The organism is Fictibacillus gelatini DSM 15865 (genome assembly GCF_000430745.1).
Lineage (GTDB): Bacteria > Bacillota > Bacilli > Bacillales > Fictibacillaceae > Fictibacillus_A > Fictibacillus_A gelatini.
Genome location: NZ_AUMP01000060.1, coordinates 1 through 7940, shown reverse-complemented (window position 1 = coordinate 7940; position 7940 = coordinate 1). Strand labels below are relative to the sequence as shown.

General features: G+C 40.2%; 7 protein-coding genes and 2 pseudogenes. 1 reads left to right on the top strand and 8 read right to left on the bottom strand.

What is annotated here, in order from left to right:
• Nucleotides 1–217: 217 nt before the first annotated feature.
• The 3 genes from H538_RS0117600 to H538_RS0117590 are packed head-to-tail and all read right to left on the bottom strand — an operon-like array spanning nt 218 to nt 2182.
• A complete protein-coding gene (locus tag H538_RS0117600; RefSeq protein WP_026678711.1) occupies nt 218–1234 on the bottom strand; it encodes an NADP-dependent oxidoreductase in 1017 nt (338 codons plus the stop codon).
• A 36-nt stretch (nt 1235–1270) separates the two neighbouring features.
• Nucleotides 1271–1687, bottom strand: coding sequence for an organic hydroperoxide resistance protein (locus tag H538_RS0117595; protein ID WP_026678710.1), 417 nt, complete (start codon nt 1685–1687; stop codon nt 1271–1273).
• A 21-nt stretch (nt 1688–1708) separates the two neighbouring features.
• Nucleotides 1709–2182 carry a MarR family winged helix-turn-helix transcriptional regulator gene (locus tag H538_RS0117590; protein WP_026678709.1) on the bottom strand — a complete coding sequence of 158 codons (474 nt, stop codon included), beginning with the start codon at nt 2180–2182 and terminating at the stop codon, nt 1709–1711.
• Nucleotides 2183–2387: 205 nt separating this feature from the next.
• Here H538_RS0117590 and H538_RS0117585 point away from each other — a divergent pair, with 205 nt between their 5' ends.
• A complete protein-coding gene (locus tag H538_RS0117585) occupies nt 2388–3062 on the top strand; it encodes a uracil-DNA glycosylase (RefSeq protein WP_026678708.1) in 675 nt (224 codons plus the stop codon).
• 51 nt (nt 3063–3113) lie between these two features.
• On the opposite strand, the gene H538_RS0117580 is transcribed toward H538_RS0117585, so the two are convergent.
• The 5 genes and pseudogenes from H538_RS0117580 to H538_RS26795 form a co-directional block, all read right to left on the bottom strand.
• Complete coding sequence (locus H538_RS0117580; protein ID WP_026678707.1) at nt 3114–4739, bottom strand: M14 family metallopeptidase; 1626 nt, start codon at nt 4737–4739, stop codon at nt 3114–3116.
• A gap of 465 nt (nt 4740–5204) precedes the next feature.
• Entirely contained in the window at nt 5205–5693 is a 489-nt protein-coding gene (locus H538_RS0117575; protein WP_026678706.1) for an antitoxin YezG family protein, read from the bottom strand.
• Between the two features lie 11 nt (nt 5694–5704).
• Nucleotides 5705–6175: pseudogene (locus tag H538_RS27075) on the bottom strand (DNA/RNA non-specific endonuclease); the annotation flags it as partial.
• Between the two features lie 757 nt (nt 6176–6932).
• Entirely contained in the window at nt 6933–7328 is a 396-nt protein-coding gene (locus H538_RS0117565; RefSeq protein WP_026678705.1) for a CDI toxin immunity protein, read from the bottom strand.
• Between the two features lie 11 nt (nt 7329–7339).
• Nucleotides 7340–7673, bottom strand: a pseudogene (locus tag H538_RS26795) (T7SS effector LXG polymorphic toxin); the annotation flags it as partial.
• Nucleotides 7674–7940: the final 267 nt, after the last annotated feature.

Sequence of the window (7940 nt, the reverse complement as noted above, 5' to 3'; positions counted from 1 at the left end):
TTTTTTACATTAAAATTAGTAAAAAAATCGGCTTTTTTTCTTATGTAAAGAATGAATTAAAAAAACACCTTAGTTTTTCAGCGGCCTCCATTTTGAATCAGTTTTGGCCATAAACAGCATAAAAGGCCCCTGTTCATCTTGCGAACAGGGGCCTCATTGCCCGACGATTTTTTTCTTATTATATCATTGGTATAGTGAAGCGAACAATACAAGTTTTTTATAAGGAACGTTCCGCCACTTTCACAAGCTGCTTCCCGAGGTTTTCCCCTTTAAAAAGGCCGAGAAACGCTTCAACTGTATTTTCGAAACCTTCGATGATGTTTTCTTTATATTTGATTTTTCCATCTTTTACCCATTTGGCGAGGTCGGCCATGCCTTCTTTAAACCGTTCCTGGTAATCAGAGACGATGAAGCCTTTCATAAGCGCACTATTGATCAAAAGCTGAGTCTGAATACGTGGCCCGACATCCGCTTTCTCTAAATTATAGAGAGAAATTTGGCCGCACAATGGAATTCTCGCTCCTTTATTGATAAGAGAAAGGACCGCATCCGAAATGGAGCCGCCAACATTGTCAAAATAAACGTCAACGCCATTCGGACAAGCTTCCTGTAGCTTTTCTTTAATATTGTCAGCCGTTTTATAATTGATCGCTGCATCAAAGCCAAGTTCTTCCGTTAAATAGGCGATTTTTTCTTCTGATCCGGCAATGCCGACGACACGGGCTCCTTTAATTTTCGCAATTTGTCCAACGACCATTCCTACCGCACCGGCAGCTCCGGATACGACGACCGTTTCTCCTTCTTTCGGCTGCCCGATGTCAAGAAGGCCAAAGTAAGCGGTGAGCCCCGTCATTCCAAGCACGCCGAGGGCCGTTGTAATTGGCGCAAGATCGGGATCAATTTTCCCAATCCGGTCGGCACTTACGACAGAATATGTTTGCCAGCCGAGATTACCGAGCACGATATCGCCTTTTTTAAATTGGTCTGATTTTGATTCAACGACTTCACCGACGACGCCGCCCTGGACAACTTCATTTAGTTCATAAGGGGGAACGTATGATTTCCGGCCGCTCATTCTTCCGCGCATATACGGATCAACCGATAAATACAGCGTGCGAATTAAAACTTCACCGTCAGCAGGCGCCTTTATATCTGTTTCGATGAATTTAAAATTTTCTATAGTTGGCGTGCCTTTTGGACGGCTTACAAGTAAAATTTGTTTGTTTTTCTCCATGGATATCTCCTCTTTCTTTTTATCTTTTTTAAAACTTTACTTTACATTCAAAGTGACTTCGATATTCCCGCGTGTTGCTTTGGAATACGGACAGACTTGATGTGCCGCTTCGACCAACTCCCTTGCCGTTTCACTCTGCACTCCTTTTACGCTCACATCTAGCTCCGCTTCTAATTGAAAGCCTCCGCCATCATCTTTGCCAATTGAAACATTCGCGGTGACTTCTGTTCCCTCTACTTTTACCTTCTTTTGACGGATGACAAGATTTAAGGCACTGTCAAAGCATGCGGCATACCCTGCGGCAAATAATTGTTCGGGATTGGTCGCTTTCCCGCCTGATCCGCCTAATTCTTTTGGCATCCTCACATCCAAATTGAGCACATCATCAGACGAAACTACCTTCCCGTTTCTTCCGCCTGTGGCAGTCACTGTTGCAGTATACATTTTTTCCATATGATTTCATCCTTTCGCATCTCAGGCCTTTTTGCTTCTGCAAACCTTTTGTAACAATGATTTAAACTCTTGAATGAGGTCTTTATACTCACTGGCTGACAATCCGCTTTTCTTGAATAGCTCTTCCGGAATATCCGACGCTTGCTGTTTCAACTCCATCCCCTTTTCAGTAAGATGGATGAGCACTTTTCTTTCGTCTTCCGTTGAACGCTTCCGCTCAATGAACCCGGCAGCTTCCATCCGTTTTAATAGTGGCGTCAACGTTCCGGAGTCTAAATATAATTTCTCCCCGAGCTCTTTAACGGCAAGACCATTTTTCTCCCATAATACGAGCAGGACAAGATATTGAGGGTAGGTGATCCCGATCGGTTCGAGCAACGGGCGGTATAAATTGATAATCTCTTTTGAACATGCATAAATTGCAAAACATAATTGATGATCGAGCTTTAGAGCTTCTTTGCTGCCTGAGAAAAGGCTGCTTTCATCATCTGCCATTGAATCATCTCCTCCACTTTAATTTCAATCAATTAAATTGTGCGCAATTCAATTGATGTCGATTATAATACATATTTTGTTGCATCGTCAAATTTTTATGCAAGAGCATCTCTCTATTAGTCTATTGCTTTAAGCATTTGCCGATTTTCTAATAAACTGCTAGTCTTTAAGTGGACATCATTTATTAAGGAGCGTTTATCAACCAATGGCAATTTTAAAAAACGATTGGGCACCTTTATTGGAAGATGAATTTCATAAATCGTATTACTTGAACTTACGGCGATTTTTAATTGAGGAATATAAAACGAAAGAAATTTACCCTGACATGCATGACATTTTTAATGCCCTTCATTTCACTCCTTATGCTGATACGAAAGTGGTCATATTAGGGCAAGATCCATACCACGGACCGGGGCAGGCGCATGGCTTGAGCTTCTCCGTCAAGCCCGGGGTAAAGCCACCGCCTTCGTTGCAAAATATTTTCAAGGAATTGCACGATGACCTCGGCTGCTCTATCCCTAACCACGGTTGTCTCATTCCATGGGCGAAGCAAGGGGTTCTTCTATTAAACACGGTCTTGACGGTGCAAAAAAGCAATCCGAATTCACATAAGGGGAAAAATTGGGAAGTCTTCACAAACCGGATCATCTCCATATTAAACGATAGGGAAAAACCGGTTGTATTCATTCTTTGGGGAAAACATGCCCAGGAAAAAATTGAGCTGATCAACACGAAGAAGCACCCTATTATCCGTTCCCCTCACCCGAGCCCGTTTTCCGCACACCGCGGATTTTTCGGCAGCCGTCCATTCTCAAGGGCGAATCAATTTTTAAAAGGAATCGGCAGCACCGAAATCGACTGGCAGCTGCCGGATATATGATGAAACTCAAAAAAGGCTACAAGCTATGTTGCTTGCAGCCTTTTTTACCTTTTATTTCACCTTTAATTTATCGGCCTGCATGTAGCGATATACCGGTATTTCATCACCGATGTCGACAGGCAGATAATTGAACGTTACGTAACTGTCGACCGATTCCGGCTCAAGGGCGAGCGAAATCATATTGGCCTCTGGTTGTGCCATGCTGAATACGTAGCTTCCTTTCGGGAAAAGAACGTTTTTCGTTGTGACATTCGTTTTGACGCTCGTTAAATAGTGGCCTTCATAATATTCAGTATCCACTGTTTTATCAGTCACGGTAAAGGCTTCGACAGGCACTTCCGTATCTTTCCGGAGCTTTTGCACTTTCACCCCATAGATCTTGAGCTTTTCCGCAATCTGATGGTAAGCCGGTGGGATAATGTAGGCGGTAGGACGTTCCCGCTCTAGCACCGGTCTGGCATTGGTTGCGCTGAAATAGTCTACCTTCACTTTCGTTTTTTCCCCTTTTGCGATATCGACTACATCAAGGGTTTGATTTTCTAGAGGCGTATTTTCACTCGTTACGACAATCGGATCATCATCATTGACAGTTTTTCCTTTTTGGACAATATCGGCACGTGCCTTATCGACAACCGCTTTCACTTGATTCGCATGGTTAGCAACATAGGTCAGAATATCCGTATGTGTTGCAACCTGACTGGCGACACGCCTTGCAAAGCTTTCACGCCCGATGCCGATGCCACGGGTTTCGACTAAATATGAAATGCTCGGATTAAGCCCCATAGAATTCCTTCCTATTCGTGGTTCGGTGCTGCCCTCTGTCACTTCTAATTGATCGCCCTTCTTTTCAACTGTATAATAATCCTCAACCGAAAAATGGTCATTTCTCAGATCTTTTTTTACTTTATTTAGCAGGCTATCGGCGGTTGTCCTTACGTATTTCGGAATGTTGAGGTTTTTTGCTGACAGAACGAGCAGGTCATAGGAACTGAGCCCGCCTTCCTTTCCAATCCCTGAAAAAGCTGAGCTTTTAACTGTATATTCATGCGCATCGATCACTACTTCGGGATCATACTTTGCTTTTGCCTGCTGAATGGCTTGCACTTCAGGAAGCTCGAATTTCATCTGGTCGCGGTTTCCATCCATTCCATTTGCCATATACCGTACGAATTTATACGATCCGTCCGGGTTAACGCGGGGGACGATGATGACATTGATGTGATTTAATAAGTCTTTCCCGAGTTTTTGGTGAGCAAGCTTTTCCGCCATGACGAGGGTCGACTCCCCTCCGGCCGGCTCATTCCCATGGATTTGTCCCTGGAGCCAGACCGTCGGTTTCTTCTTTAGATTTTTTCCCTTGCTGAACAAAATCAGCGGGATTTCCCTTCCTTCAAGCGAACGTCCAATGATTTTAACGGACATATACGGGTTTTTCCGCTCCAATTTTTTTATGAAAGCAATCATTTCTTCCTGGGATGTAAAATTGGATTTTCCAGGTGCAAAACCGGGTGTATCAAATGATACCTTTGGATCAGGAAACAAATTCAGCACTTGCTCCGGCTGCTTGTACGTTTGCCCAAAATACGGAGTAAAATCAGCCCGGCCTAAGTTGGGGAGAGAGAAGAATCCGAGGCAAAAGACAAGCAAAGATAAATATACGAGCCTTCTTTTCGACATGAACCCACGATCCTTTCTTTATCATTTTTTAAAGGATTATAGACCATTTTCAGAATAATTTGTATACTCCGTCGAAAAAATGAGGAAAATGACATGCGTTTAGTTTTTCAAAACCATGACTTTTTACACGACTTTTTTAGTTTTCCTACAATCTACCTAAGAACAAATTAATATAATTCAGGAATATACATTACTTTAACTTCGTAGTGATTGTCGACAAATACGCTTTGTTTAGTTTGGAAAGTATTAAATTTGGATTTGTACTTAAGATGTACAATCCAAATTATTGTTTTTCATTCAAATAGAGGTCCATGCTGCTGAAGCGGCATGGACCTCTATTTGAGTTTTAAAAACACAAAAATAATAATGGATTAAGTTGGTGATCTGTTTGTTAAGATGCTTATATATGGCTAACCCCTTCTTGTGGGAATCTCCCCGGTAAGCCACCGGTTCAGGGTGATTAAGTTAAATGGGATTATTCGGAAATTCCCTATAATACTTATCAATTAATGCTTTATAATTTTCATCATTCGGTTCTTCACCTAAGTATTTATTTTTCCAAATAATCATTTGATCACTAAAACTATATTCTGTATCAAACCAATTGGTATAATCGTAATGCATCTTAAATTTCCCAGTACTTTCAAGAGACATTGTAAAGGAGTACCAGAGTTCTTGCTGATTTTCTTTAAAAACATTTCTTAGTTCCTTGCTCAATTTATATAAAAGATCTTCTTTTCTTTCAAATTCCTCTTCGTCAATTTGATATTTAAAAGGAATTTCTAGGCTATATTTATACTGTTGTTCACTTTCAGGTGTATTATAAAAAAAATAGGTTCCTCCTCCAGTTTCTGATATTTGAGCATAAAAATAAAATTTCTTCCACTCTTCTGGAATCATTTCATTAATCGTTTCAGCTAGTTCTCTATATAACCTATTCATTTCTTTTTCCATACTCAATGAAATCAACCTCCTGGCTTATTTTCAATAGTTTTTTTAAAAATTCCCTTACCTTCAATTACATAAACCACTTTAAACGAATCCGGTCTTAAGGAAGGACCTGAATAAATCGGCTTAATTTTTACAGAAACTTTTTTCGGCGGTATTTCTTTCAAGGCATTTGCCCATTCAGTCTCCATCTTATACCACTCTCCGCCTGAACGATTAATTTTTCTATTTTGAGCAAGTAAATTGTCAATATCACCAGAACCATGAAATTGAGTTCCTATTAAATGTCCACCGTCGTCATCCCAGAGCCTATCTTCTCGTCCAGCTACTACTTGCATTCTTGGATTTCGTGTTCCTTTTTTAAGGATTAATTCATCTGCCTCAACATCTACTATCCTACCAAATTCATCCGTTGTATATACGTAACTCTCCTCAGTAATGTAGCGTGTATTGGGGGCAAGTTCTTTCCGTCCATTCTTTCCTTTAACACCACTCCCATGAATACGATGATTCACATCACGCGCATCCGGACCGTTCGCAAACCTTTGCCATAATTCTTCTTGTGACAAAAATTCGTTTGCCGGAACATGTAATCCATCTGGAGTTATCATAATTGTTTTCGGAGCCGTGCGAATCCTTTTCACTCTTTGCAGAAATTCCACCGATTTATCTTTGGCCGCTTTCAATTTCCCTAATGCCTTTAACCTGCCTACTTTGCTTATGTCGCTTATTTTTAGCGCCAGCTTAAATTCCCCATATGGAATGACGATTTGAGCGGCGACATTCCCGACATATTCCGCCCGGCTATAAGCGTCTCCGTTTACAATATCTCGTTTCCATGAAGCATAGATCGCAACTCCCGCATATATAGCGGTCTCGATGCGGTGCTGATCGGCACGCTTCCAGTGTTTTTCGGTACTAACCACCGCACTTAAAAAGACCTTGATCGGCATAAACCTCAAGGTCTCAAACTTGGTTATTGACTATCTTTTTTTACTTCTTCATACCATTGGCCAAAAATATCATCTGGTAAGAGTTCATCATCATTTGAATAAATCAAATCACATCTATAATCAAGGGTCTTTTAAAAAGCTTTTTTAAATGTATGAAACACTTCCAACAAGCCTAAATTCATATCCATTTTTAATTACTTCTTTTTATCTAGCATCATACTTAAAATTATAAAGCAAAATTGCTGAATTAGTATCTTTACAAATTCCAGTTATAATGAGGGTTTATCCAATTTTACTTTAATCCTACTCTTACTTCACCATCATGAAATATTTCAATAACATAACCTGAATATGGTGAAAATATCCATGTATCAAAACTTACAGCAGTAACATCATCTATAACTTCAAAAACTTTATTTAAAGTAGATTGAATTATTGGTAATGTTCCTTCGTCCCAAATTACATAAACAACATTACTATATGCTTTCATGTTTTTGTGTAAAAAGGAGATTATCTCATCTACTGTATGCACTTTAGCATGATTGCAAACTTTCACCCAATCAATACGCCCCCACTCAGTAAATGGAAAAGAACTTTCAAAATCATTTAATACTTGCTCTTTCTGACGATCAGAAAAGACATGTACATTCTCACCTAGTACTTCAATACACTCATCAAATAGACTCATTTAAACTCTCCTTATTTATTCAAATGTTTTAACAGGGATTTAAAGGTTCCTTCGCTACCCTCAAAAGGAATTACGATTTTTCGAGCGTTAGCGCCTTTGCCATTACGAAAGTCTTCAATATTTATATGCATTTTCTTTTTCCGGGTCATAGTCTAATCTCCATCTTACTTTTCTGTCAGCAGACTGCCTACCAATCACTTTACCATATCCAGTACTTGACTTAAGTGTTCCAATATAAGGTTTTGAATTTGGTCCTAAATCTCCAATCAAGTCTAGTGCTATATTCCTAGCTTGTTCATATGTCTTGACTTTACCTAATATACGCTCCCCTTTTCCTACACCCTTAACTCCATCCCCATGAATACGATGATTCACATCACGCACATCCGGACCATTCGAAAATCTTTGCCATAATTCTTCTTGTGACAAAAACTCGTTGGACGGAACATGTAATCCATCCGGTGTTGTCATAATCGTTTTCGGAGCCGTGCGAATCCTTTTCACTCTTTGCACAAACTCCACCGATTTATCTTTGGCCGCTTTCAATTTCCCTAATGCCTTTAACCTGCCTACTTTGCTTATGTCGCTTATTTTTAGCGCCAGCTTAAATTC

Coding starts and splice junctions, on each gene's coding strand:
- H538_RS0117600 (WP_026678711.1), bottom strand. CDS start 1,234: ATGGAGAAAAACAAACAAATTTTACTTGTAAGCCGTCCAAAAGGCACG.
- H538_RS0117595 (WP_026678710.1), bottom strand. CDS start 1,687: ATGGAAAAAATGTATACTGCAACAGTGACTGCCACAGGCGGAAGAAAC.
- H538_RS0117590 (WP_026678709.1), bottom strand. CDS start 2,182: ATGGCAGATGATGAAAGCAGCCTTTTCTCAGGCAGCAAAGAAGCTCTA.
- H538_RS0117585 (WP_026678708.1), top strand. CDS start 2,388: ATGGCAATTTTAAAAAACGATTGGGCACCTTTATTGGAAGATGAATTT.
- H538_RS0117580 (WP_026678707.1), bottom strand. CDS start 4,739: ATGTCGAAAAGAAGGCTCGTATATTTATCTTTGCTTGTCTTTTGCCTC.
- H538_RS0117575 (WP_026678706.1), bottom strand. CDS start 5,693: ATGGAAAAAGAAATGAATAGGTTATATAGAGAACTAGCTGAAACGATT.
- H538_RS0117565 (WP_026678705.1), bottom strand. CDS start 7,328: ATGAGTCTATTTGATGAGTGTATTGAAGTACTAGGTGAGAATGTACAT.